Source organism: Escherichia sp. MOD1-EC6842 (assembly GCF_002965705.1).
Classification (GTDB): domain Bacteria; phylum Pseudomonadota; class Gammaproteobacteria; order Enterobacterales; family Enterobacteriaceae; genus Escherichia; species Escherichia ruysiae.
Genome location: NZ_PTRF01000017.1, coordinates 1 through 24,870 on the forward strand (window position 1 = coordinate 1; position 24,870 = coordinate 24,870).

General features: G+C 51.8%; 19 protein-coding genes and 1 riboswitch. Of the genes, 6 read left to right on the plus strand and 13 right to left on the minus strand.

Translation table 11 applies throughout. The features are described 5' to 3' along the window. Positions 1 to 302: 302 nt before the first annotated feature. Together murI and btuB are read right to left on the minus strand one after the other, a co-directional pair. Positions 303 to 1,160, minus strand: a complete 858-nt coding sequence (gene murI / locus A7Z29_RS17915) for a glutamate racemase (RefSeq protein ID WP_085461430.1) — start codon at positions 1,158 to 1,160, stop codon at positions 303 to 305. Beyond that, complete coding sequence (gene btuB / locus A7Z29_RS17920; protein WP_000591347.1) at positions 1,105 to 2,949, minus strand: TonB-dependent vitamin B12 receptor BtuB; 1,845 nt, start codon at positions 2,947 to 2,949, stop codon at positions 1,105 to 1,107. Before btuB ends, murI begins: the two co-directional genes overlap by 56 nt. A gap of 65 nt (positions 2,950 to 3,014) precedes the next feature. Next, a riboswitch (cobalamin riboswitch) is annotated at positions 3,015 to 3,205 on the minus strand. Between the two features lie 113 nt (positions 3,206 to 3,318). Between btuB and trmA the strand changes: the two genes are divergently transcribed. Then, on the plus strand, positions 3,319 to 4,419 hold the full coding sequence (gene trmA, locus A7Z29_RS17925; RefSeq protein ID WP_085461431.1) for a tRNA (uridine(54)-C5)-methyltransferase TrmA: 1,101 nt from the start codon (positions 3,319 to 3,321) through the stop codon (positions 4,417 to 4,419). 39 nt (positions 4,420 to 4,458) lie between these two features. Here trmA and A7Z29_RS17930 read toward each other — a convergent pair whose 3' ends face one another. From A7Z29_RS17930 to A7Z29_RS17945, 4 genes are all read right to left on the minus strand, one after another. After that, positions 4,459 to 4,818, minus strand: a complete 360-nt coding sequence (locus tag A7Z29_RS17930; protein WP_000806411.1) for a YijD family membrane protein — start codon at positions 4,816 to 4,818, stop codon at positions 4,459 to 4,461. After that, entirely contained in the window at positions 4,818 to 5,468 is a 651-nt protein-coding gene (gene fabR, locus A7Z29_RS17935) for an HTH-type transcriptional repressor FabR (RefSeq protein WP_123007655.1), read from the minus strand. Before fabR ends, A7Z29_RS17930 begins: the two co-directional genes overlap by 1 nt. 103 nt (positions 5,469 to 5,571) lie before the next feature. Further along, positions 5,572 to 6,888: a citrate-proton symporter gene (locus A7Z29_RS17940; protein ID WP_105290576.1), complete on the minus strand. Its 1,317-nt coding sequence runs from the start codon at positions 6,886 to 6,888 to the stop codon at positions 5,572 to 5,574. Between the two features lie 42 nt (positions 6,889 to 6,930). Further along, entirely contained in the window at positions 6,931 to 8,097 is a 1,167-nt protein-coding gene (locus A7Z29_RS17945; RefSeq protein ID WP_105290577.1) for a M20 aminoacylase family protein, read from the minus strand. Between the two features lie 329 nt (positions 8,098 to 8,426). Between A7Z29_RS17945 and sthA the strand changes: the two genes are divergently transcribed. Beyond that, a complete protein-coding gene (gene sthA, locus A7Z29_RS17950; protein WP_001120821.1) occupies positions 8,427 to 9,827 on the plus strand; it encodes a Si-specific NAD(P)(+) transhydrogenase in 1,401 nt (466 codons plus the stop codon). Here the strand turns inward: sthA and oxyR are convergent. The 6 genes from oxyR to argC all read right to left on the minus strand — a co-directional run bounded on the left by oxyR (position 9,810) and on the right by argC (position 17,259). Continuing rightward, a complete protein-coding gene (oxyR, locus tag A7Z29_RS17955; RefSeq protein WP_001025936.1) occupies positions 9,810 to 10,727 on the minus strand; it encodes a DNA-binding transcriptional regulator OxyR in 918 nt (305 codons plus the stop codon). The genes sthA and oxyR overlap by 18 nt on opposite strands. A gap of 252 nt (positions 10,728 to 10,979) precedes the next feature. Beyond that, on the minus strand, positions 10,980 to 12,263 hold the full coding sequence (locus A7Z29_RS17960) for an MFS transporter (RefSeq protein ID WP_105290578.1): 1,284 nt from the start codon (positions 12,261 to 12,263) through the stop codon (positions 10,980 to 10,982). A gap of 66 nt (positions 12,264 to 12,329) precedes the next feature. Further along, entirely contained in the window at positions 12,330 to 13,544 is a 1,215-nt protein-coding gene (gene manD / locus A7Z29_RS17965; protein WP_085461434.1) for a D-mannonate dehydratase ManD, read from the minus strand. A 492-nt stretch (positions 13,545 to 14,036) separates the two neighbouring features. Continuing rightward, complete coding sequence (gene argH, locus A7Z29_RS17970; RefSeq protein ID WP_105290579.1) at positions 14,037 to 15,410, minus strand: argininosuccinate lyase; 1,374 nt, start codon at positions 15,408 to 15,410, stop codon at positions 14,037 to 14,039. A gap of 60 nt (positions 15,411 to 15,470) precedes the next feature. Then, the gene (argB, locus tag A7Z29_RS17975) at positions 15,471 to 16,247 is read right to left on the minus strand and encodes an acetylglutamate kinase (RefSeq protein ID WP_105290580.1); all 777 of its coding nucleotides are present in this window, start codon (positions 16,245 to 16,247) and stop codon (positions 15,471 to 15,473) included. Positions 16,248 to 16,254: 7 nt separating this feature from the next. Continuing rightward, positions 16,255 to 17,259, minus strand: a complete 1,005-nt coding sequence (gene argC, locus A7Z29_RS17980; protein ID WP_000935358.1) for an N-acetyl-gamma-glutamyl-phosphate reductase — start codon at positions 17,257 to 17,259, stop codon at positions 16,255 to 16,257. 153 nt (positions 17,260 to 17,412) lie between these two features. Between argC and argE the strand changes: the two genes are divergently transcribed. From argE to A7Z29_RS18000, 4 genes are all read left to right on the plus strand, one after another. Beyond that, the gene (gene argE, locus A7Z29_RS17985; RefSeq protein ID WP_085461436.1) at positions 17,413 to 18,564 is read left to right on the plus strand and encodes an acetylornithine deacetylase; all 1,152 of its coding nucleotides are present in this window, start codon (positions 17,413 to 17,415) and stop codon (positions 18,562 to 18,564) included. Between the two features lie 411 nt (positions 18,565 to 18,975). Next, a complete protein-coding gene (gene ppc / locus A7Z29_RS17990) occupies positions 18,976 to 21,627 on the plus strand; it encodes a phosphoenolpyruvate carboxylase (RefSeq protein WP_001005563.1) in 2,652 nt (883 codons plus the stop codon). Positions 21,628 to 21,807: 180 nt separating this feature from the next. Continuing rightward, positions 21,808 to 23,541, plus strand: a complete 1,734-nt coding sequence (locus tag A7Z29_RS17995; protein WP_105290581.1) for a phosphoethanolamine transferase CptA — start codon at positions 21,808 to 21,810, stop codon at positions 23,539 to 23,541. Positions 23,542 to 23,689: 148 nt separating this feature from the next. Next, positions 23,690 to 24,541, plus strand: a complete 852-nt coding sequence (locus A7Z29_RS18000; protein ID WP_000274614.1) for an AraC family transcriptional regulator — start codon at positions 23,690 to 23,692, stop codon at positions 24,539 to 24,541. On the opposite strand, the gene A7Z29_RS18005 is transcribed toward A7Z29_RS18000, so the two are convergent. Then, complete coding sequence (locus A7Z29_RS18005) at positions 24,528 to 24,869, minus strand: PTS fructose-like transporter subunit IIB (RefSeq protein WP_000323849.1); 342 nt, start codon at positions 24,867 to 24,869, stop codon at positions 24,528 to 24,530. The two genes, A7Z29_RS18000 and A7Z29_RS18005, sit on opposite strands and share 14 nt — an antisense overlap. Position 24,870: the final 1 nt, after the last annotated feature.

Consider the following 24,870-nt stretch of genomic DNA (forward strand, 5'->3'; position numbering starts at 1 on the left):
TTTATCGTCTTGCGACGTTAAGAATCCGTATCTTCGAGTGCCCACACAGATTGTCTGATAAATTGTTAAAGAGCAGTGCCGCTTCGCTTTTTCTCAGCGGCGCGGGGTGTGCATAATACGCTTTCCCGCTACAGAGTCAAGCATTTTTTGCTTTTCTCTGTTGAGATTCTCAGGAGAATCCCGCTGACCCGGCGGCGTGTTTGCCGTTGTTCCGTGTCAGTGGTGGCGCATTATAGGGAGTTATTCTGAGCTGACAAGAGGAAATTTAAAATAATTTTCCGAATGCGCAACATTCAACCAAATCAGCCTGAAACTGCCAGTTTTTCGAGCGTTTTGAAACCGTAACGCTGTAAAACGGGCAATAATTGTTCTGCTTCCGGCGTCATTGCCATACAAAAGGCAACATTCGCATCGGCAGATTTTGCATCCGGGGCTTCATGTTCTAACAACCAGGCCGTTCGGCGGGCAATTGCTGCGCCAGAATCTACCAGCCGTGTTCCCTCTGGTAGCACCTGTAACAGTTCTTCTCGTAATAGAGGGAAATGAGTACACCCCAGAACAACAGTATCTGGTGGCTCTTTCATTCTTAACCACGGACGCAAGATACGCTTTAGCGCATCCAGAGAAACTTCGTCGCCATGCAGTTTCGCTTCAGCCAGCTCAACCATCTCTGCCGATCCGAGCATTTCTATCTGACATTCATTGGCGAAACGCGCAATCAGTTCATGGGTATAAGAACGTTTAACTGTTCCGCGAGTTGCCAGCAATCCAACAATGCCATTAGCGGTCAGACGCGCTGCGGGTTTAATCGCCGGCACGACGCCGACAACCGGGAAAGCGAACTTTTCGCGCAAAGCAGGAAGCGAAACGGTGCTGGCGGTGTTGCAGGCCACCACAGCCAGCGCAAGGGGATAATGCTCTTGCACCGCAGTGACAATTTCCACCACTCGCTCAACAATAAACGCTTCGCTTTTTTCGCCATACGGGAAAGCGACATTATCGAAAGCATAAATGTAATGGAGATCCGGTAAGAGACGCCGGATCTCGTCATAGACCGACAGCCCACCGACGCCGGAGTCAAACACCAGCACGGTGGGACGTGGTTCAGAAGGTGTAGCTGCCAGACAAGGTGTATTCCCGTCCTGCAGTTTGGTAGCCATAGACTGTCTCGTAATCTTTGTCGAACAAGTTGGCTATTTTACCACGAACAGTCAGATGAGAGGTGACCGGATACGCAACCGCAAGATCCCACAAGCTCACACCGCCCATTTTAACGGTTTGATAAGGATAAGATGAGTAATCCTTATCATAGCGAGTGCCTAAATACTGATAAGTAATACCCCAGTCGAAGTCATACAGTTGCCAGTCGAGCTGATATTTCACCTGCTGTTTAGCGCGACGTAGCAACGGCGTGTCGGTAATCGCGTTACGCGCATCGACATAATCATAACTCACCGTATGCGTCAGCGGTCCGGTATCAAAATTGGCGGTCGCCTCGACGCCCTTAATCCGCGCTTTCCCTTCGTTGTAGTATTTGAGGGTGTGATCATCGTAATCGATCAAGTCACTAACATCGTTACGGTATCCGGAAATACGCCAGTTCACTCCAGCAGTTAAGCCTTCAAACGCCCCTTCCCACTGTTTGCTTTTCTCAGGGTTCAGATCCGGATTACCGTAGAAGCCATAGAGTTGCCCAAGATTAGGTGCCTTGTACGACGTACCATAAGAAGCGATAAACCGATAACCTTCGATGAATTCCCAACCGACGCTGGTTTGCCAGGTTCCATGACGACCAAACTGTGAGTTATCGTCGCTGCGTGCTGCGCCTTCAAAGGTAAAATCGCCGACTTGTTGCAGCCCGGTCAGATAGATGCCGGTATTACGTTGATCATATCCATCCTCAACATAACCTGTACCCGGCGTCGTAGTCTGTTTCTGCCAGTCGACACCCGCACCAATACTACCGTGACCAACGATGACATTGTTTGCCCACTGAACGGTGTATTGCTTCATCTCATCAAGCGTTGCGGACGAATCATAACGACCATAATGGGGATCGTAGTTGTAATCTTTGCTATGGCTATAGCTGGTAATGAGTTGTGATTTAATCAGTTCGCCGTTATAGCGCAGCCCGGCATCCCAACTTTGGCTATAGAGTTTGCGAGTATCGAGCAGCGGCGAGCCGGGAGAATAATACGCGTCATAATTGGTACGGTTATCATAGCCATAGCCGCGCACAAAGCCGCTCCAGGCATCAGTAAAGTTATGCTCCAGCGCGCCATAAAGCGTTTTACTTAAGAAACCATCGTTATCTGGCTGCGCTTGCGTTCCGGTATTGCCATAAGCGACAACATCATAACCATGAGTATGGGCATAATCGCCCAACAACGTTACTCGTGTCTTATCCCCCAGTTGTTGCTGCGTAGAAACATCATAGTTCTGATAACTATGGCTTCCCCACCCTGCTGAAATTTCCGTTCCGGGTTCATCGCGCGTCGTGATGATATTCACCACCCCGCCTATTGCATCGGAACCATATACGGCGGAACGCGGCCCACGGATATATTCAACACGCTGGACAAGCGCAATAGGGAACTGACTAAGGTCAGCAGAACCACTCACCCCCGCCAGATTCAGGCGCACACCATCAATTAACACCAACACATGACTGGCATTTGTACCGCGAATAAAAATAGATGAGAGCTGACCTGAACCGCCGTTTTGGGTGATATCCACACCAGGGAGACGGCGCAGCACATCATTGACCGAGGTCGACTGCCAGCGGTCGATATCCTGACGCGTCACAACGGTGGTTGGTGCAAGCACAGTGCTGCGCGGCTGTTCAAAACGGTTAGCAGTAACGACGAGAGTATCCGGGCTGGTATCCTGTGCCCAAGCGGAAAAGGCTGTGACGGAACACGCCGTCAGCAGCGAAGCTTTTTTAATCATTGTAAAGCATCCACAATAGAAGAAGGATGCCGCAGGTTTCACCAATATTACGCGATGATGAGAACCAGATGCGACGTTAGCCGGCAGGTCTTCGGGCTTGGAGGGGTATCTGAGGATACAAAGAGATGATGACTTCCCACCGGATGGCAGTGTCCGCATTACGCAATCATCGCACCTTTCCTTACCGCTGCGCGTCAGCTCCAGATTCGCACTGGATTCCCTATTAACTCACAGGACCGGCGAGTGGATGCTACAGGTTGTAACAAGTTGCTGTCCAGACGTAGCTCACAAATAGGAATCTATCAAGATCTGGACATCTGATGAGCAATCCCTACAATCGCCGCGTACATTTCATTTTCAGGATACATCATGACCCCCGAACACCTTCCAACAGAACAGTATGAAGCGCAGTTAGCCGAAAAAGTGGTACGTTTGCAAAGTATGATGGCGCCGTTTTCTGACCTGGTTCCGGAAGTGTTTCGCTCGCCGGTCAGTCATTACCGGATGCGTGCAGAGTTCCGCATCTGGCACGATGGCGATGACCTGTATCACATCATTTTCGATCAACAAACCAAAAGCCGCATCCGCGTGGATAGCTTCCCCGCCGCCAGTGAACTTATCAACCAGTTGATGGGCGCGATGATTGCGGGTGTGCGCAATAATCCCGTTCTGCGCCACAAGTTGTTCCAGATTGATTACCTCACCACGCTGAGCAATCAGGCGGTGGTTTCCCTGCTGTACCATAAAAAGCTGGATGACGAGTGGCGCCAGCAGGCAGAAGCCCTGCGCGATGCACTGCGAGCGCAGAATCTGAATGTGCATCTGATTGGTCGGGCAACGAAAACCAAAATCGAGTTGGATCAAGATTACATCGACGAACGTCTGCCGGTTGCAGGGAAAGAGATGATCTACCGTCAGGTGGAGAACAGCTTCACTCAGCCGAACGCGGCGATGAATATTCAGATGCTGGAATGGGCGCTGGATGTAACCAAAGGTTCAAAAGGTGATTTACTGGAGCTGTACTGCGGCAACGGTAATTTTTCATTAGCTCTGGCGCGCAATTTTGATCGAGTATTAGCTACCGAAATCGCTAAGCCATCGGTCGCTGCCGCGCAATACAATATTGCTGCTAACCATATTGATAACGTACAAATTATTCGTATGGCGGCGGAAGAGTTTACCCAAGCGATGAATGGTGTGCGCGAGTTTAACCGCCTGCAAGGGATCGATTTAAAGAGTTATCAGTGCGAAACCATTTTTGTCGATCCGCCGCGCAGCGGTCTGGACAGTGAAACCGAGAAAATGGTGCAGGCGTATCCGCGTATTTTGTACATCTCCTGCAACCCGGAAACGTTATGCAAGAATCTGGAAACATTAAACCAGACGCACAAAGTTGAACGTCTGGCTCTGTTTGATCAGTTCCCCTACACGCACCATATGGAGTGCGGCGTGTTACTGACGGCGAAGTAAAACCCATGCCGGATGCGCCAGCATCCGGCATGTTACTGATTACTCAGCAACTTCCTGCTTACGGTTACGCATCTTCGCGCCAATCCAGAACACCATAATGACGGACAGCACTGCCGGGAAGAAGTTAGAACCGATATCCGGATATTCCGCACGAACCACCGTGCTGTACAGCAGAACGCCGAGAATAAAACAGGCGGCAGCCAGCCCCGGCAAGCCTACCGGCATGGTGCGATTAAGATAACGTTGATGCAGGCAGTAAACCGTCAGCACCAGAGAAATAATCGGGAATACAGAAAATGGCACAATGGAGCTAAACAGCGCCGCAAACGTACCATTGATCGATAAGCCAGCAACCAACGCCAGCAGCAGCGTACCTCTATCTTGATTTGCTTGTTTCATTACTCGTCCTTCACATTTCCCGGAATAGTTGCGGTTTTCTCTTGTTCACGGCGATACCAGTAATAAGCCCCTTTCGAAATCATTCGCAGTTGCAGTACCAGTCGCTCTTCTAATTGCCGACGTTGTTCGACGCCGACGTCCAACGCCTCGGCACCAGCACTGAAGACAATCGTCACCATTGCTTCGGCTTGCGCTTCAGTAAACGCACGAGGCATGTGGTTTTCGAGTTCCAGATAGTCCGCAAGTTCCGCAATGAAGTGCTGAATTTCACGCGCAACGGCGGCACGAAACGCAGCGGAAGTGCCGGAGCGTTCCCGCAATAATAACCGGAAGGCGTTCGGATTATTACCGATGAACTCCATAAATGTGGAGACCGAGGTACGGATCACACTCCCGCCTTTGGCAATACGCTGACGCGCCTGGCGCATGAGTTGGCGCAGCATCAAACCGCTCTCATCAACCATGGTCAGACCAAGTTCGTCTACGTCGCGGAAATGCCGGTAAAAAGAGGTGGGAGCAATGCCCGCTTCTCGCGCCACTTCACGCAAACTCAGGCTGGCGAAGCTGCGTTCAGCACTTAATTGGCTAAATGCGGCTTCCACCAGCGAACGGCGGGTTTTTTCTTTTTGTTGCGCTCTTACGCCCATCACAATGTCTGAATCCTTGCCAAAAGTACTGCTGGCACTATACCAGAGAATGAACATACTGGATTGCTCCAGTGTTGTGAATGAACGGTAACGCAATAAAACACATTTACTGCAGCTCTTTGGCTGGTTCTTTCACAAACAACAACGCCAGCATCGACAGCAACGTGCCGCCGCCCAGATACCACGCCGGAGCCGTCAGACTCTCCAGTAACACGATAGATTGCGTGGCGAAATATTGTGCAAAACCACCAAAAATTGCCACACCAATGCTATAAACCAGCGCGAAGCCCAATGCCCGGATCCGTTTCGGCAATAGTTCGGAAATCAACAACATTACCGGCACACCGCCAAGCGTAGTAAAGCTGACCATCACGAAAACCACCGCCAGCAACATGCCAGGGCTTGGGTAATTCACCAACAGCCAGAACGAAGGCCAGCTACAGAGAAGCACCATCACACGGGAGATTAAAATCAGCTTTTTACGCCCGACCGAATCACACAGCATCCCCACCAGCAGCGCCCCCACAAAAGTAATAACGCCAGCCAGTAACATCGCTGCATGAGAATAATGTTGAGGCATCGCCAGATACTTCGCCGCCCAGGTGCCGTAGTAAAAGAGGGAGATATAGGTTGCTACCGTACTGCCAATCGCGAGTAAAACACCGTTAGCGAGAGTCGCTTTATGTTGCAAAAGCAGGGAAAACGTACTTTCGCTGGCAGCAGCACTCTTCTTATTCGCCACTTCAGGCGCATCATTTTCCAGACTCAGGCGCAGCCAGCAACCGATGGGTGCTAACAGCACACCAATAAAAAACGGCACTCGCCAGCCCCATTCCGCCATTACGGTCTCTGAACCTGTGGCAAACGGCAGCCATGCACTCAACCCTAAAGCGACGATGCCACCAAAGGTCGTTGCCAGCCCCTGGGTCGCCAGCGACCAACTGCTGTAAAAGCCGCGACGATTTGCCGGCGCAGACTCAACCAGCAAAGACATTGAGGCGCCGACTTCACCACCTGCCGCAACGCCCTGGATCAGACGCGCCAGCACCAGCGTTGCCGTTCCCCAATAGCCCGCCGTCGCATAGGTCGGCGCGATGCCGATCATCAGTGTACCAAGGCTCATCAGGGCAATGGTGAACACCATCGCGGGTTTGCGTCCGAAACGATCGGCCCAGGCGCCAACGATAATCCCACCGAGCGGGCGCATAAAAAAACTCACGCCAAACGTTGCAAATGCCAGTAACAGCGCGACGTTATGATCGGCACTGGGAGGAAAGAAAAGTGTACTGATATAGACCACAAAAAAGTTGTAAACGCCAAAATCAAAAAATTCGAGCGCATTGCCAAACGCCGAGGCAAAAATCACCCGCTTACCGCTGGGCTTTTTCTTTACGCCCACCGATTCATTTACGATCGCCGTCATTCCATATTCCTTGCCAGAAAGTGTTGTTGTGTGTTGTTTTATTTATTGCAACCAGGCTTCTACCAGCGCGCCCCAGTAGCTACTTGCCGGCACCAGACTTGCATCGTTGAAGTCGTACCCGGGGTTATGCACCATGCAGGAACCTTCCCCGACGTCACCATTACCGAACAACAGGAAAGCGCCTTTTGGCTGGGCTTCCAGCATGAAAGAGAAGTCTTCACTGCCCATCAGAGGCTTGATGCCAAACTCCGCCCTGTCTTCACCAAACGTTTCGCAGGCCACCTGGCAGGCAAATCTCGCCATCGCCTCATCATTCACTAACACCGGAGTGCCGTTAACATGCATCACATCAGCCGTAGCGCCAAAGCTAACGGCCTGGGCTTGTGCCAGAGCAGGAATACGGGTCAGAAGAAGTTGCTGGGTTTCACGGCTAAGCGAGCGGACGCTGATTTTCATCTCAGCACTATCTGGAATGACGTTAGCAGCCTCACCCGCAACAATGCTGCCAACGGTAATGACTGCTGCTTCCAGCGGATCGACATTGCGCGACACAATACTTTGTAATGCGGTGGTGATATGTGCCGCGACCAGCACCGGGTCGATGGCTTTGTGGGGAATCGCACCATGTCCACCACAGCCACGAACCGTAATGTGGAACTGATCCATTGACGCCATCAGCGCCCCTGGCTGAAAGTAAAACTTGCCAACCGGCAGACCCGGCATATTGTGCATACCGAAAATCACATCGCAGGGGAAACGGTCAAAAAGACCTTCTTTAACCATAATCTCACCGCCGTTGATCATCTCTTCAGCTGGCTGGAAGATGAGACGCAACTTGCCGTTAAAGCGGCGGGTTTCGGCAAGATAGCGCGCGGCACCCAGCAATATTGTGGTATGCCCGTCATGCCCACAGGCGTGCATCAAACCAGGTTGTTTGCTGGACCAGGGTTTGCCGCTATTTTCATAAATCGGTAACGCATCCATATCCGCCCGCAAACCAATACTTTTCTCTCCGTCGCCCACTTTTAAGGTGGCAACCACGCCGGTCGTCGCCAGCCCTTGCTCTACCTCATAGCCCCACTGGCGCAGCTTTTCTGCTACCAACGCACTGGTTTGAAACTCCTGTAACCCCAGCTCCGGGTTTTCATGGAGCTGATGGCGAATCTCGCGCAGTTCTTCCTCAAACCCACGAATATAGTGTTCGATCATCTGCTATTCCCTTATTTATAGATAAACAGGCTAATTGACGGATTTTATTGATGGTATAAATACAAATATCCCATCAATATAAAATATTTATATATTTGTTTTATAAGAAAATTTCACAAAGACAATAACAAAAAAGCACACTTCATCAAGATAAAACTGCCAGTCACAAGAAAAAGCGATTAATAGTGAATAAATAAAATAAGAAGGAGGAAGACAAAGCAAAGGCCGCTCACGATATAGCCAGATAAATGACGGGGATCAATTGGCTTACCCGCGATAAAATGTTACCATTCTGTTGCTTTTATGTATAAGAACAGGTAAGCCCTACCATGCCACATTCCTACGATTACGATGCCATAGTAATAGGTTCCGGCCCCGGCGGCGAAGGCGCTGCAATGGGTCTGGTTAAGCAAGGTGCGCGCGTCGCAGTTATCGAGCGTTATCAAAATGTTGGCGGCGGTTGCACCCACTGGGGCACCATCCCGTCGAAAGCTCTCCGTCACGCCGTCAGCCGCATTATAGAATTCAATCAAAACCCACTTTACAGCGACCATTCGCGACTGCTCCGCTCTTCTTTTGCCGATATCCTTAACCATGCCGATAATGTGATTAATCAACAAACACGTATGCGTCAGGGATTTTACGAACGTAATCACTGCGAAATATTGCAGGGGAACGCTCGCTTTGTTGACGAGCACACGCTGGCGCTTGATTGCCCGGACGGCACGGTCGAAACGCTGACCGCAGAAAAATTTGTTATTGCCTGCGGCTCTCGTCCATATCATCCGGCGGACGTTGATTTTACCCATCCGCGCATTTACGACAGCGACTCAATTCTTAGCATGCATCACGAACCACGCCACGTGCTTATCTACGGTGCCGGAGTGATCGGCTGCGAATACGCATCGATCTTCCGTGGAATGGATGTGAAAGTGGATCTGATCAACACCCGCGATCGTTTGTTGGCGTTTCTTGATCAAGAGATGTCAGATTCTCTCTCGTACCACTTCTGGAACAGCGGTGTGGTAATTCGTCACAACGAAGAATACGAGAAGATTGAAGGTTGTGACGACGGCGTAATCATGCACCTGAAATCAGGCAAGAAACTAAAAGCCGACTGCCTGCTCTATGCCAACGGCCGCACCGGTAATACCGATTCGCTGGCGCTGCATAATATTGGTCTGGAAACTGACAGTCGTGGCCAGCTTAAGGTCAATAGCATGTATCAAACCGCACAGCCGCATGTTTATGCCGTGGGCGACGTGATTGGTTATCCGAGCCTGGCGTCGGCGGCCTATGACCAGGGGCGCATCGCCGCACAGGCGCTGGTGAAAGGTGAAGCCACCGCGCATCTGATTGAAGATATCCCTACCGGCATCTACACCATCCCGGAAATCAGCTCAGTCGGTAAAACCGAACAGCAACTGACCGCGATGAAAGTGCCGTATGAAGTGGGTCGCGCCCAGTTCAAACATCTGGCGCGAGCGCAAATCGTTGGCATGAACGTGGGTACGCTGAAAATCTTATTCCATCGGGAAACAAAAGAGATTCTTGGGATTCATTGCTTTGGCGAGCGCGCTGCCGAAATTATTCATATCGGTCAGGCGATTATGGAACAGAAAGGTGGCGGCAACACCATTGAGTACTTCGTTAACACCACCTTTAACTACCCGACCATGGCGGAAGCCTATCGGGTAGCGGCACTAAACGGCTTAAACCGCCTGTTTTAACGCTTTATCGAAATGGCCATCCATTCGTGCGCGGATGGCCTCTGCCAGTTGTTCATAACGACTACGCAGCGGTGAGCCAGGACGATATACCAGGCCAATAGTGCGGCGTGGTTCCGGCTTAATGCACGGCAGATAAACAACGCCATCGCGTTTGCGCTCTGGCGGTACAGCCAGCGCAGGCAGTAAAGTGATCCCGCTACCTGCCGCCACCATGTTGCGCAGCGTCTCCAGACTGGTGGCGCGGAAATGTGTATCTTCATCCGCCCCGGCTTCAAAGCAGAAGCCCATCGCCTGATCGCGCAGACAGTGACCATCTTCCAGCATCAGCAGTTTTTCCCCTGCCAGATCGGCCATCGGTACGCATTCGCGGTTCGCCCACGGGTGATCTTCATAGATAGCCAACAACATTGGCTCATCAAACAACGGCACTTCAATGAATGCTTCGCTTTCTTTCACCAGCGCGAGGATCACGCAATCGAGTTTGCCACTGTCCAGTTGCGCCAGTAACTGGTGGGTCTGCGCTTCATGCAGATACATTTCCAGCTTTGGAAAGGTCTGGTGCAGCATCGGGATAATATGCGGTAGCAGGTAAGGCCCGACCGTGGGAATCAAACCAATGTGCAGCGGCCCGGACATGGTCTCGCCCTGCTGGCTTGCCATCTCTTTAAGGACTTTCACCTCACGCAGCACGGTACGCGCCTGATCCACCAGCAGCATTCCCGCCTGGGTGAATAACACTTTACGGCTGGTTCGCTCCAGCAGCATCACGCCCAGCTCATCTTCCAGCTTACGAATTTGCCCGCTAAGCGTCGGCTGGCTAACGTGGCAGGAATCTGCCGCACGCCGAAAATGGCGGTGTTCGGCCAGTGCCACCAGGTACTCAAGATCACGAATATTCATTATCCATCCTCCATCGCCACGATAGTTCATGGCGATAGGTAGCATAGCAACGAACGATTATCCCTATCAAGCATTCTGACTGATAATTGCTCACAGAAACGGAGCGGCACCTCTTTAACCCTTGAAGTCACTGCCCGTTTCGAGAGTTTCTCAACTCGAATAACTAAAGCCAACGTGAACTTTTGCGGATCTCCAGGATCCGCTTTTTTTTTATTTCTTCCGACCCTCCAGCGGAGGGCCAGGCTGCAATACTTACTCAATGCGATCTTTGACGATAAAGAAGTAACACAGCGCACCAGTGAAGGTCACACAGGCCGCGATAACCAGCGCCAGATTAAACGAGTGCGTGGTATCCACCACCCAGCCGGTTACGATCGGGGCAAAGGAAGCAAAGACAAAACTACCAAAGTTTTGAATCCCGGCGATGGAAGCCACTTTTGTTTCTGACACCATCACCTGAACCAGTCCCCATGCAGATGTTCCCGCAAAATGCACGCAGAACAGCGCCATTGAGATAAACGCCACCGCTTGCGCAGGCGAGGAAGATTGCACGACCAGCAACGTTCCTAATGCCGACATCATCAAACCGCAGACAATAGCCGTTTTACGCGTTTTCGCCAGGTCGTAGCCTTTTTTCGCCAGTCGATCGACAACAATACCGTTAACCCACATCCCGACCGCCGCCGCGAGGAAAGGAATCGCCGCCACCCAGCCCGTTTTCGCCAGACTGAAACCTTGCTCGGCCTGCAAATAACCGGGTAACCACGCGATGTAGAGCCAACCGGTATAGTTAACCCCAGAGAAACCTAAAATCATCCCCCAGGTTGTCCGGTGCTTAAACAGCGCCAGCCACTCGCTAAATTGCAGCTGTGGACGCGGTTTAACCGGCGCGGAGAGATACGTCCGTTCTTCGTCGGTCAGGACAAACTGCGCCCGGTTGCGATACCACACGTACCAGCAAATCCCAACCAGAATCCCCGCTACGCCGATGATAACGAACATCGCCCGCCAGCCCCATGCCAACTGCATCAATACAAGAGCAGGAGGCGCGATGGCCTGACCGATAACGGTAGATGAGTTAAAAATCCCCAGCGCCGTGCCGCGTTCTTTTTGTGCATACCAGTCGGTGATCGACTTTACTCCCGCAGGCATAAATGGCGCTTCGCCAATACCCAGACCAATACGCATTAAAATAAAGTGGCTAAAAGAATTAACCATTCCTGTTAATGCCTGCATTAATGACCAGAATATCAAGCCTGCGCCTAAAACTATTCGTGGGCCAAAGCGGTCTAGCAAAATACCGGAAGGAAGTTGTGAAAAACCATAAGACAGAGAAAATGCAGAAAGTAAAACGCCAAATTCTGTTGCCGATAATCCTAACTCGCCACGAATTGCTTCTCCTGCCACACTCAATGACGAACGGTCGAGGAAATTAACGATCCCCGCCATAAATAATAAAACCAGCGTCACTGCCTGAATACGACGAATCCGTTGCGGTTTATTACCCGCAACACTACCTGACACATCAACGTCCATTTTTAGCTCCTTGAGCGGAATTAATCGATTTGATGACTATTCAGAAAATAATTAAACGAACCGTTATTACCAGTTCCACAATGTGCCATCTTCCAGTCGTGCGACGGGGAGATACGCCGGGTCATACGGATATTTCGCCGCCAGTTTCTCATCGAAAGAAATACCCAGCCCCGGTTCATCGCCCGGATGCATATACCCCTCCTCGAAGCGCCAGCTATGCGGGAAGACTTCAAGCATTTGTTCGGAATAGCCCATGTACTCCTGCACGCCGAAGTTTGGCACCCAGAGGTCAAAATGCAGCGCCGCCGCATGGCAAATGGGCGATAAATCAGAAGGACCGTGCGAACCGGTACGTACCTGATAAAGTGATGCAAAATCGGCAATCCGCCGCATCCCGGTAATGCCGCCTGCATGGGTTATCGTCGTGCGAATATAGTCAATTAACTGCTCTTCGATTAACTGCTTGCAATCCCAGATACTGTTAAACACTTCTCCGACCGCAATTGGCGTCACGGTATGCTGGCGAATCAAACGGAAACATTCCTGATTCTCGGCAGGCGTTGGATCTTCCATCCAGAACAGGCGGTAATCTTCAATGCTCTTTCCAAAGCGCGCCGCTTCGATGGGGGTCAGGCGATGGTGCATGTCATGCAACAGATGTTCGTTAAAACCGAACTTATTGCGCACCGCCTCAAATAACTTCGGCGTAAAGTCGAGATACTTTTCTGAAGACCACAACTGCTCTTCCGGCCACTGGCCTTTGGTTGCCGGTTCATACGCAAGCCCTTTGCCCTTCGCCAGGCCATAGGTGGTTTGCATCCCAGGCACACCGCACTGCACACGAATCGCCTTAAAGCCCATCTGCTGGTGCTTTGCATAATCCTCAAGAACTTCATCAATCGTGCGCCCGGTGGTATGGCAATAAACCATCACGCCCTCACGAGAAGCACCGCCAAGCAGTTGATACAGCGGCATATTGGCTGCTTTAGCTTTGATATCCCACAACGCCATATCAATGGCAGAAATGGCCGACATCGTGACGGGACCACGTCGCCAGTAAGCGCCTTTATAAAAGAATTGCCAGATATCTTCGATACGGCTGGCATCGCGGCCAATTAATTGTGGGCAAAGATGATCTTTCAGATAAGAAGCGACCGACAATTCGCGACCATTTAACGTGGCATCTCCCAGCCCACAAAGTCCGCTTTCAGTGGTTATTTTAAGCGTAACGAAATTACGCCCGGGGCAAGTAACAAAAACGTCCGCAGCAATAATTTTCATTATTGCAATCTCCTGTGTTGTAAATAGACGCTTCAAACTTAATTTCGCGCCTACTACCATACAAGAGAGAAAAGGTGATTATTCAACCGTGATCACATTAAAAACAAAAATTTCCGGCGGAGAACAAAAATATCCTCAAATTTGACCTACACTATTAATCATCATCGTTAAAACAACGCGTTAAACAATCACATAATAAACACCATCAATCTTAAAAATAAACACAACAATAGAAATTAATTATATTCAATTAATTAAACTGTGTATCGCCTGGTGTATTTAAAAATGATTTTTATAGGGAGAGTAAAGCAAGAATAAAAAGGCATGTGACAAATAATGGTTCTGGTTGGGCGTTAAATTTAAGGTCAACAGAATACTGCCTGATGCGACGCTGTCGCGTCTTATCATGCCTACAAGTACAACACTACGTAGACATGATAAACAAAGCACATCAGGCAAACTCCCCATTCTCAGGGGAGCAAAATAACAAGGTTACCCCAAACGCGCCCTTGCAAAAGCAATCGCCTGCGCCACCTGTTGCGGTGAGACACCACCCTTTGCCGCACGCTTGTCGAGGCACGATTGCAGCGACAGAATCGGATAGACATCTTCGCCAATCACCTGGCTGAAATTCTGCAACTCGGTCAGCGGCAGATCTTCCAGCGGTTTACCCTGACGAATGGCTTCCACCACCGCTTCACCCACGATATGGTGCGCCTCGCGGAACGGTACGCCCTTCGCCACCAGATAATCCGCCAGTTCAGTAGCATTCGCATAACCCTGCTGCGCTGCTTCCTGGCAACGTGGGCGTTTCACCTGAATGCCGTCCAGCACCAGCGCCGCCATATGCAGGCAGTCCAGCCAGGTATCGAGCGCGTCGAACAAACCTTCTTTGTCTTCCTGCATATCTTTGTTGTAAGCCAGCGGCAAACCTTTCAGCGTCATCATCATGCCGGTTAACGCGCCCTGCACTCGACCGCATTTACCGCGAATCAGCTCCAGCGCATCCGGGTTTTTCTTCTGCGGCATTAATGATGAACCGGAAGTCACGCGGTCAGAAAGCTCCACAAACCCCGCTTCGCCGGTGTTAAAGAAAATCAGATCTTCGGCAAAACGCGACAGATGCACCATGCCGATAGCGGCAGCAGAAAGCAGTTCCAGCACATGATCACGGTCAGAAACGCTGTCGAGACTGTTACGGGTCGCCGAGGCAAAGCCCAGCCAGCCTGCTAACTGTTCACGGTCAATTTCATAGGCCGTTCCCGCCAGCGCGCCACAGCCTAGCGGGCTGACATCCAGACGCTTAAGCGCATCCTGCAAACGGCTTTCATCACGCGCCAGCATCTCAACATACGCCAGGCACCAGTGCGCGAACGTCACCGGCTGGGCGCGTTGCAGGTGCGTGTAACCCGGCATTACCGCGTCCTGATTGTTTTGTGCGGTTTCCACCAGCGCCGATTGCAGCTGCCGGTTAGCCGTCAGTAACTCGGCAACGGTATCTTTGCACCACAGTTTCAGGTCAGTCGCTACCTGATCATTACGGCTACGCCCGGTATGCAGCTTTTTGCCTAACTGGCCCACTTTGTCGATCAGTTTCCCTTCCACCCAGCTATGGATATCTTCGGCGTCGCTTTCAAGGATTTGTTGTGGCCTGGCGCGAACATCTTCCAGCAGCACGTTCAGCGCCTCTTCCAGTTGCGCCTGCTCTTCTGCGGTTAACACGCCGACCGTTACCAGGGCTTTGGACCAGGCCACAGAGCCAACAATATCCTGCTCCGCCAGACGGTAATCAAAGCGCAGTGAGTCGTTGAATTGTTTGAACCGTTGATCTGCTGCCTGGGTAAAACGCCCGCCCCAAAGTGCCATAACTCTGTTTCCTTATTTTGAAATTCAATGCCGGAAAGCTGCGCCTCCGGCCAACAAAACTTAAGCTAAAATCCGCGTACCCATCGGCATACCGTTAAACAGTGCCGGAAGCTGTTCCGCATGACGCCAGGAGGCGATATCCACCGGGCGCCCCAGCGTGCGCGCAGCATCCAGCGCCGCGTTCACTTTCACTATCATGCCGTCAGTAATAATGCCCTGCTCAATCAGTTGTTCTGCTTTCGCGGCGGTCATTTCGGCAATGCGTTGCCCTTTGCCGTCGAGAATGCCACTGACGTCGGAGAGCAAAATCAGATCCGCGCCCAGCGTTGCCGCCAGCGCCGTTGCCGCCTGGTCGGCATTGACGTTCATCAGTAGCCCTTCGTCTGTTACGCCAATGGAGCTGACCACCGGCAGATAGCCGTTCTCCAGCAATGTGTTGATAAGCTTAGGCGAACCTGGCTGCGCCAGTCCAACATGACCTAACTCTTCATCAAGCTGGGTCACTTTGACGCTGTCGCCGTCACCGAGAAACAAACCTACGGCCGCAATCTGATGTTTCTTCGCCCATGCCAGCAGGGTTTTATTTGCCGTTCCCGCCAGTGCTCCGGTGATAATGTCTATCTGATCCGCAGGCGTTACCCGCAGGCCATTTTTCTTTTTCACCGGCAGATTCAGCCCTTTCATCAGCTCATCCACCACGCAGCCGCCGCCGTGCACAATCACCAGCGGACGCTGATGTGACTCACGATAATTCACCAGTGCGCTAAACAGACGCTCCAGCGCCTCTTCACTATCCAGCAGTACGCCGCCCAGTTTGATAATTAATGGATTCATCATTGCACCCTTAAATAAGAGACTGCGTTTCCGCATAACCGAAACGAATATTGGCGCACTGTACCGCTTGTGCCGCCGCACCTTTCAATAAATTGTCTTCGGTCGCCACAATAATCAGATGCTCGCCCTGAACGGCAAACCCGATATCACAGAACGGCAGCCCGACGACATTTTTCAGTGCCGGAACGCCTTTGTCATATAGCCGTACCAGCGGTTTATGCGCATACGCCCGCTGTAACGCTTGCGCGACTTGCGCCTGGGTCACACCCGGTTTCAGGCGGCAGGTAATGGTTTCGAGAATGCCGCGCGGGAAATTGCCCAGATGCGGGGTGAAGATAACGTCAGCACCGAGATGCGTGGCGATCTCCGGCTGGTGGCGATGGGTAAAGACACCATACGGTTGCAGGCTAACTTCACAAAAGCTGTTTGAAATCGCTGCCTTACGTCCCGCTCCGCTCACACCGCTGGTGGCGTTAATCACCGGCCACTGACTGAGGTCGAGAAGATCGGCATCAATCAACGGTTTCAGCGCCAGTTGTGCCGCCGTCGGATAACATCCCGGCACCGCAATTAAGTTCGCTTCTTTTAATTTATTGCCGCACCACTCCGCCAGACCATAAGCGGCCTGTTCCAGCAGTTCCGGGTATTGATGGGTAAAGCCGTAATATTTTTCATAGAAGGCAGCGTCGTTAACACGAAACGCGCCGGAAAGGTCAAACACCACGCAGCCCGCTTCAAGAAATTGCGGTGCTAAATCGTGGCTAACTTCATGGGCGGTGGCGAGAAACACCACGTCCACCCCTGGGCTAAACTCGCTGATATCCGACATCGGCTGCAACGGCAGATCAACGATGCCTTTTAGCTGCGGATGCAAATCGGAGATTAACTTTCCCGCATCATTGCTTTGCGCTGAAACAGTCAAAGCGGTTATGTTCATATGCGGATGGCGATTTACATAGGTCACTAGCTCTGCGCCAGCGTAGCCGCTGGCACCCACAATCAGCGTATTCAACATCGGGGCTATTCACCTTCTTATGTCTGGTTGCCAGGTTAAACGTAAAACATTCACCTTACGGCTGGTGGGTTTTATTACGCTCAACGTTAGTGTATTTTTATTCACAATTACTGCATGAATATTGATACTATCATGACCAGAGGTGTGTCAACAATGAAAAACAAATTACCGCCATTTATCGAGATTTACCGTGCTCTGATTGCCACACCTTCAATAAGCGCCACGGAAGAGGCACTCGATCAAAGCAATGCAGATTTAATCACTCTGCTGGCGGGCTGGTTTAAAGATTTGGGCTTCAATGTGGAAGTGCAGCCTGTGCCAGGAACTCGCAACAAATTTAATATGCTGGCCAGTTGCGGACAGGGTGCTGGCGGCTTGCTGCTGGCGGGTCATACCGATACGGTGCCGTTTGATGATGGTCGCTGGACGCGCGATCCGTTTACGCTGACGGAGCATGACGGCAAGCTTTACGGCTTAGGCACCGCCGACATGAAAGGCTTCTTTGCGTTTATCCTCGATGCGCTACGCGACGTCGACGTCACGAAGCTGGCAAAACCGCTCTACATTCTGGCGACTGCCGATGAAGAAACCAGTATGGCCGGAGCGCGTTATTTTGCCGAAACCACCGCCCTGCGCCCGGATTGCGCCATCATTGGCGAACCGACGTCGCTACAACCGGTACGCGCGCATAAAGGCCACATCTCCAATGCCATTCGCATTCTGGGTCAGTCGGGGCATTCCAGCGATCCGTCGCGCGGAGTTAACGCTATCGAACTGATGCACGACGCCATCGGTCATATTTTACAATTGCGCGATAACCTGAAAGAGCGTTATCACTACGAAGCGTTTACCGTGCCATATCCCACGCTCAACCTTGGGCATATTCACGGTGGTGACGCCTCTAACCGTATTTGCGCTTGCTGCGAGTTGCATATGGATATTCGTCCGTTGCCTGGCATGACACTCAATGAACTTAATGGTTTGCTCAACGATGCATTGGCTCCGGTGAGCGAACGCTGGCCGGGTCGTCTGACGGTCGACGAGCTGCATCCGCCGATCCCTGGCTATGAATGCCCGCCAAATCATCAACTGGTTGAAGTGGTTGAGAAATTGCTCGGAGCAAAGACCGAAGTGGTGAACTACTGTACCGAAGCGCCGTTTATTCAAACGTTATGCCCGACGCTGGTGTTGGGGCCTGGCTCAATTAATCAGGCTCATCAGCCTGATGAATATCTGGAAACACGGTTTATCAAGCCCACCCGCGAACTGATAACCCAGGTAATTCATCATTTTTGCTGGCATTAAAAAAGCAAATCAGGCTGATGACAAAGCCATGCAAGCGCACGGACAGTCCCCTCGCCCCTTCGGGGAGAGGGTTAGGGTGAGGGGAAAACCGTGCCCATACTGACCCGTAAACGAGTTTGTCAGCAATCTCAGATGATTGCCCAAATGGTAACTACAACTCATAACTCTTTGGTGTTACTTGAGGCGATTTTTTAACATTTCCATAAGTTACGCTTATTTAAATCATCGTGAATTTAATGGCGTAAATTCCTGCTAGTTATTCGTTTGCTGAAGCGATTTCGCAGCATTTGACGTCATCGCTTTTACGTGGCTTTATAAAAGACGACGAAAAGCAAAGCCCGAGCATATTCGCGCCAATGCGACGTGAAGGATACCGGGCTTCAAACAATAAGATGGGGTGTCTGGGGTTATATGAACGAACAATATTCCGCATTGCGTAGTAATGTCAGTATGCTCGGCAAAGTGCTGGGAGAAACCATCAAGGATGCGTTGGGAGAACACATTCTTGAACGCGTAGAAACTATCCGTAAGTTGTCCAAATCTTCACGCGCTGGCAATGATGCTAACCGCCAGGAGTTGCTCACCACCTTACAAAATTTGTCGAACGACGAGCTGCTGCCCGTTGCGCGTGCGTTTAGTCAGTTCCTGAACCTGGCAAACACCGCCGAGCAATACCACAGCATTTCGCCGAAAGGCGAGGCTGCCAGCAACCCGGAAGTGATCGCCCGCACCCTGCGTAAACTGAAAAACCAGCCGGAACTGAGCGAAGACACCATCAAAAAAGCGGTGGAATCACTGTCGCTGGAACTGGTACTCACTGCGCACCCAACCGAAATTACTCGTCGTACACTGATCCACAAAATGGTGGAAGTGAACGCGTGCTTAAAACAGCTCGACAACAAAGATATCGCCGACTACGAACACAACCAACTGATGCGCCGCCTGCGCCAGTTGATCGCCCAGTCATGGCATACCGATGAAATCCGTAAGCTGCGCCCAAGCCCGATTGATGAAGCCAAATGGGGCTTTGCCGTAGTAGAAAACAGCCTGTGGCAAGGCGTACCGAATTACCTGCGCGAACTGAACGAACAACTGGAAGAGAATCTCGGCTACAAACTGCCCGTCGAATTTGTTCCGGTGCGTTTTACCTCGTGGATGGGCGGCGACCGCGACGGCAACCCGAACGTCACTGCCGATATCACCCGCCACGTCCTGCTGCTCAGCCGTTGGAAAGCAACCGACCTGTTCCTGAAAGATATTCAGGTTCTGGTTTCTGAACTGTCGATGGTTGAAGCAACCCCTGAACTGCTGGCGCTGGTCGGCGAAGAAGGTGCCGCAGAACCGTATCGCTATCTGATGAAAAACCTGCGTTCCCGCCTGATGGCAACACAGGCCTGGCTGGAAGCGCGTCTGAAAGGCGAAGAACTGCCGAAGCCGGAAGGTCTGCTGACGCAGAACGAAGAACTGTGGGAGCCGCTCTACGCTTGCTACCAGTCCCTGCAAGCGTGTGGTATGGGCATTATCGCCAACGGCGATCTGCTCGATACTCTGCGCCGCGTGAAATGTTTCGGTGTACCGCTGGTGCGTATTGATATCCGTCAGGAGAGCACCCGTCATACTGAAGCACTGGGTGAACTGACCCGCTACCTCGGCATCGGCGACTACGAAAGCTGGTCAGAGGCCGACAAACAGGCGTTCCTGATCCGCGAACTGAACTCCAAACGTCCGCTTCTGCCACGCAACTGGCAACCAAGCGCCGAAACGCGCGAAGTGCTTGATACCTGTCAGGTGATTGCCGAAGCACCGCAAGGTTCGATTGCCGCCTACGTGATCTCGATGGCGAAAACGCCGTCCGACGTACTGGCCGTTCACCTGCTGTTGAAAGAAGCAGGTATTGGATTTGCGATGCCAGTCGCACCGCTGTTTGAAACTCTCGATGACCTGAACAACGCCAACGATGTCATGACCCAGTTGCTGAATATCGACTGGTATCGCGGCCTGATTCAGGGCAAACAGATGGTGATGATTGGCTATTCCGACTCGGCAAAAGATGCGGGCGTGATGGCAGCTTCCTGGGCGCAATATCAGGCACAGGATGCGTTAATCAAAACCTGCGAAAAAGCGGGTATTGAACTGACGCTGTTCCACGGTCGCGGTGGTTCTATTGGTCGCGGCGGCGCACCGGCTCATGCGGCGCTGCTATCGCAACCGCCAGGAAGCCTGAAAGGCGGCCTGCGCGTGACCGAACAGGGCGAGATGATCCGCTTTAAGTACGGTCTGCCAGAAATCACGGTCAGCAGCCTGTCGCTGTACACCGGGGCGATTCTGGAAGCCAACCTGCTGCCACCGCCTGAGCCGAAAGAGAGCTGGCGTCACATTATGGATGAACTTTCGGTCATCTCCTGCGATCTCTACCGTGGTTATGTGCGTGAAAACAAAGACTTTGTTCCATACTTCCGCTCCGCCACGCCGGAACAGGAACTGGGCAAACTGCCATTAGGTTCACGTCCGGCGAAACGTCGCCCGACCGGCGGCGTCGAATCACTGCGCGCAATTCCGTGGATTTTTGCCTGGACACAAAACCGCCTGATGCTCCCAGCCTGGCTGGGCGCGGGTACTGCGCTGCAAAAAGTGGTGGAAGATGGCAAACAGAGCGAACTGGAAGCCATGTGCCGCGACTGGCCGTTCTTCTCAACGCGTCTGGGAATGCTGGAAATGGTCTTCGCCAAAGCAGACCTGTGGCTGGCGGAATACTATGACCAACGCCTGGTCGACAAAGAGCTGTGGCCGTTAGGTAAAGAGTTACGCAATCTGCAAGAAGAAGACATCAAAGTGGTGCTGGCAATTGCCAACGATTCCCATCTGATGGCCGATCTACCGTGGATTGCCGAGTCTATTCAGCTACGAAATATATACACTGACCCGCTGAACGTACTGCAGGCAGAGTTGCTGCACCGCTCCCGCCAGGCAGAAAAAGAAGGCCAGGAGCCGGATCCCCGCGTCGAACAAGCGTTGATGGTCACTATTGCCGGAATTGCAGCAGGTATGCGTAATACCGGCTAACCCCCATCCTCTATCAACCCTCGTGCAATAGCGCGAGGGTTTTCTGAAATACTTCTGTTCTAACACCTTCGTTTTCAATATATTTCTGTCTGCATTTCACCCAGATTCTGGATATCCCTTCAGATATCCTTAAGGTTTTGTCCTTACATTCGGCGCTATTATCCAAAACGGGTTCTTACTATGCATTCCACTGAAGTCCAGACTAAACCCCTTTTTAGCTGGAAAGCCCTGGGTTGGGCACTGCTCTACTTTTGGTTTTTCTCTACCCTGTTACAGGCCATTATTTACATCAGCGGCTACAGCGGCACCAACGGCATTCGCGACTCACTGCTGTTCAGTTCGCTGTGGTTGATCCCGGTATTCCTCTTTCCGAAGCGGATTAAAATTATTGCCGCAGTGATCGGCGTGGTGCTGTGGGCGGCCTCTCTGGCGGCGCTGTGCTACTACGTCATCTACGGTCAGGAGTTCTCGCAGAGCGTTCTGTTTGTGATGTTTGAAACCAACACCAACGAAGCCAGCGAGTATTTAAGCCAGTATTTCAGCCTGAAGATTGTGCTTATCGCGCTGGCCTATACGGCGGTGGCAGTTCTGCTGTGGACACGCCTGCGCCCGGTCTATATTCCGAAGCCGTGGCGTTATATCGTCTCTTTTGCCCTGCTTTACGGTTTGATTCTGCATCCGATCGCCATGAATACGTTTATCAAAAACAAGCCGTTTGAGAAAACGTTGAATAACCTGGCATCGCGCATGGAACCTGCCGCCCCGTGGCAATTCCTGACTGGTTATTATCAGTATCGCCAGCAACTTAACTCGCTGACGAAGCTGCTGAATGAAAATAATGCATTACCGCCGCTGGCTAATTTCAAAGATGAATCGGGCAACGAACCACGCACCCTGGTACTGGTGATTGGCGAGTCGACCCAGCGTGGACGTATGAGTCTGTATGGTTATCCGCGTGAAACCACGCCGGAGCTGGATGCGCTGCATAAAACCGATCCGAATCTGACCGTGTTTAATAACGTGGTGACGTCTCGTCCTTACACCATTGAAATCCTGCAACAGGCGCTGACCTTTGCCAATGAAAAGAACCCGGATCTGTATCTGACGCAGCCGTCGCTGATGAACATGATGAAACAGGCGGGGTATAAAACCTTCTGGATAACCAACCAGCAGACGATGACCGCCCGCAATACCATGCTGACGGTATTTTCGCGCCAGACCGACAAGCAGTACTACATGAACCAGCAACGTACGCAGAGTGCGCGTGAATACGACACCAACGTGCTGAAGCCGTTCCAGGAAGTGCTGAATGACCCTGCGCCGAAGAAACTGATCATCGTTCATCTGCTGGGTACACATATCAAATACAAGTACCGTTACCCGGAAGATCAGGGCAAGTTTGATGGCAATACCGATCATGTCCCACCAGGATTAAGCGCAGAAGAGCTGGAGTCGTATAACGATTACGACAACGCTAACCTGTATAACGATCATGTGGTTGCCAGCCTGATTAAAGACTTTAAAGCGACCGATCCGAACGGTTTCCTGGTTTACTTCTCTGATCACGGTGAAGAGGTTTACGACACGCCGCCGCACAAAACCCAGGGGCGTAACGAAGATAACCCGACGCGCCACATGTACACCATTCCGTTCCTGCTGTGGACGTCGGAAAAATGGCAGGAGACTCATCCGCGTGATTTCTCGCAGGATGTCGATCGTAAATACAGCCTGGCGGAACTGATCCACACCTGGTCGGATTTGGCGGGCTTATCTTACGACGGTTACGATCCAACCCGTTCGGTGGTGAACCCGCAGTTCAAAGAAACCACCCGCTGGATTGGCAACCCGTACAAGAAAAACGCGCTGATCGATTACGACACACTGCCGTATGGCGATCAGGTGGGTAATCAGTAAATGACCTTTGTATCGCGTCTGGCGCTATTTGCCGGATGCGATACTGCCGCAATGTTTACATCGAACTCTCATCAGGCCACACTTTTCAGGTGGCCTTTTTTCATAATGCCAGTTACTGTTTTCCCGTCTACATACCTAAGGGAATAACATGTATCACGACGTCAGCTATCTACTCTCCCGCCTGATCAACGGCCCGCTGTCCCTGCGCCAGATTTACTTTGCCAGTAGCAACGGCCCGGCGCCCGATCTTGCATATCAGGTCGATTTTCCACGGCTGGAAATTGTGCTGGAAGGCGAGTTTGTTGATACCGGCGCTGGCGCAACGTTAGTTCCCGGCGATGTACTGTACGTCCCTGCTGGCGGCTGGAACTTCCCGCAATGGCAAACACCCGCCACCACCTTCAGCGTGCTGTTTGGCAAACAGCAACTCGGCTTCAGCGTCGTACAATGGGATGGCAAGCAATACCAAAATCTGGCAAAGCAGCACGTCGCCCGACGCGGCCCGCGCATTGGTTCATTCTTGCTGCAAACACTCAATGAAATGCAAATGCAGCCACAGGAGCAGCAAACGGCAAGGCTTATCGTCGCCAGCCTGCTTAGCCACTGCCGCGACTTGCTCGGCAGTCAAATCCAGACCGCCTCACGCAGCCAGGCACTATTTGAAGCGATTCGCGATTATATCGATGAACGCTATGCCTCCGCGCTAACCCGTGAATCTGTCGCGCAAGCATTCTATATTTCGCCCAATTACCTCTCCCACCTGTTTCAAAAAACGGGTGCGACGGGCTTTAACGAATACCTGAATCATACACGGCTGGAACATGCAAAAACGTTGTTGAAAGGCTATGACCTGAAGGTAAAAGAAGTGGCGCACGCCTGCGGCTTTGTCGACAGCAACTACTTCTGCCGCCTGTTTCGTAAAAACACCGAACGCTCGCCGTCAGAATATCGTCGGCAATACCACAGCCAACTGACAGAAAAACCGACTACTCCAGAATAAGATGGGTTTGCTGCGGCGCAGAAAGCACTTTGCGCACCGCGCTCATTACCCGCTGCGGCTCACGCAGGAATGCGTAGATGCTGCATTGCACATAGCGGCAATGCTCAAATCGCTCGGCACCAGCAAGCTCGATATCCGTAATCAACAGCGCAACATCCGCCCGACGGATATCCTCGTCCGCTAAACGATTCTCCGTTCCCAGCGCCCCCTGGGTTTCAATGCTGACGCCCCACTTCTCTAACTGGCATAATTTTTCCAGCCGTTCTGCCGCCATATAAGTATGCGCCACGCCGCTGACGCAGGCGGTTACTGCCACCAGGTATGCCATT

Excerpts from the sequence above, each read along its gene's own strand:
- murI (WP_085461430.1), bottom strand. The coding sequence starts at position 1,160 with ATGGCTACCAAACTGCAGGACGGGAATACACCTTGTCTGGCAGCTACA.
- btuB (WP_000591347.1), bottom strand. The coding sequence starts at position 2,949 with ATGATTAAAAAAGCTTCGCTGCTGACGGCGTGTTCCGTCACAGCCTTT.
- trmA (WP_085461431.1), top strand. The coding sequence starts at position 3,319 with ATGACCCCCGAACACCTTCCAACAGAACAGTATGAAGCGCAGTTAGCC.
- A7Z29_RS17930 (WP_000806411.1), bottom strand. The coding sequence starts at position 4,818 with ATGAAACAAGCAAATCAAGATAGAGGTACGCTGCTGCTGGCGTTGGTT.
- A7Z29_RS17940 (WP_105290576.1), bottom strand. The coding sequence starts at position 6,888 with ATGACGGCGATCGTAAATGAATCGGTGGGCGTAAAGAAAAAGCCCAGC.
- A7Z29_RS17945 (WP_105290577.1), bottom strand. The coding sequence starts at position 8,097 with ATGATCGAACACTATATTCGTGGGTTTGAGGAAGAACTGCGCGAGATT.
- sthA (WP_001120821.1), top strand. The coding sequence starts at position 8,427 with ATGCCACATTCCTACGATTACGATGCCATAGTAATAGGTTCCGGCCCC.
- oxyR (WP_001025936.1), bottom strand. The coding sequence starts at position 10,727 with ATGAATATTCGTGATCTTGAGTACCTGGTGGCACTGGCCGAACACCGC.
- A7Z29_RS17960 (WP_105290578.1), bottom strand. The coding sequence starts at position 12,263 with ATGGACGTTGATGTGTCAGGTAGTGTTGCGGGTAATAAACCGCAACGG.
- manD (WP_085461434.1), bottom strand. The coding sequence starts at position 13,544 with ATGAAAATTATTGCTGCGGACGTTTTTGTTACTTGCCCCGGGCGTAAT.
- argH (WP_105290579.1), bottom strand. The coding sequence starts at position 15,410 with ATGGCACTTTGGGGCGGGCGTTTTACCCAGGCAGCAGATCAACGGTTC.
- argB (WP_105290580.1), bottom strand. The coding sequence starts at position 16,247 with ATGATGAATCCATTAATTATCAAACTGGGCGGCGTACTGCTGGATAGT.
- argC (WP_000935358.1), bottom strand. The coding sequence starts at position 17,259 with ATGTTGAATACGCTGATTGTGGGTGCCAGCGGCTACGCTGGCGCAGAG.
- argE (WP_085461436.1), top strand. The coding sequence starts at position 17,413 with ATGAAAAACAAATTACCGCCATTTATCGAGATTTACCGTGCTCTGATT.
- ppc (WP_001005563.1), top strand. The coding sequence starts at position 18,976 with ATGAACGAACAATATTCCGCATTGCGTAGTAATGTCAGTATGCTCGGC.
- A7Z29_RS17995 (WP_105290581.1), top strand. The coding sequence starts at position 21,808 with ATGCATTCCACTGAAGTCCAGACTAAACCCCTTTTTAGCTGGAAAGCC.
- A7Z29_RS18000 (WP_000274614.1), top strand. The coding sequence starts at position 23,690 with ATGTATCACGACGTCAGCTATCTACTCTCCCGCCTGATCAACGGCCCG.
- A7Z29_RS18005 (WP_000323849.1), bottom strand. The coding sequence starts at position 24,869 with ATGGCATACCTGGTGGCAGTAACCGCCTGCGTCAGCGGCGTGGCGCAT.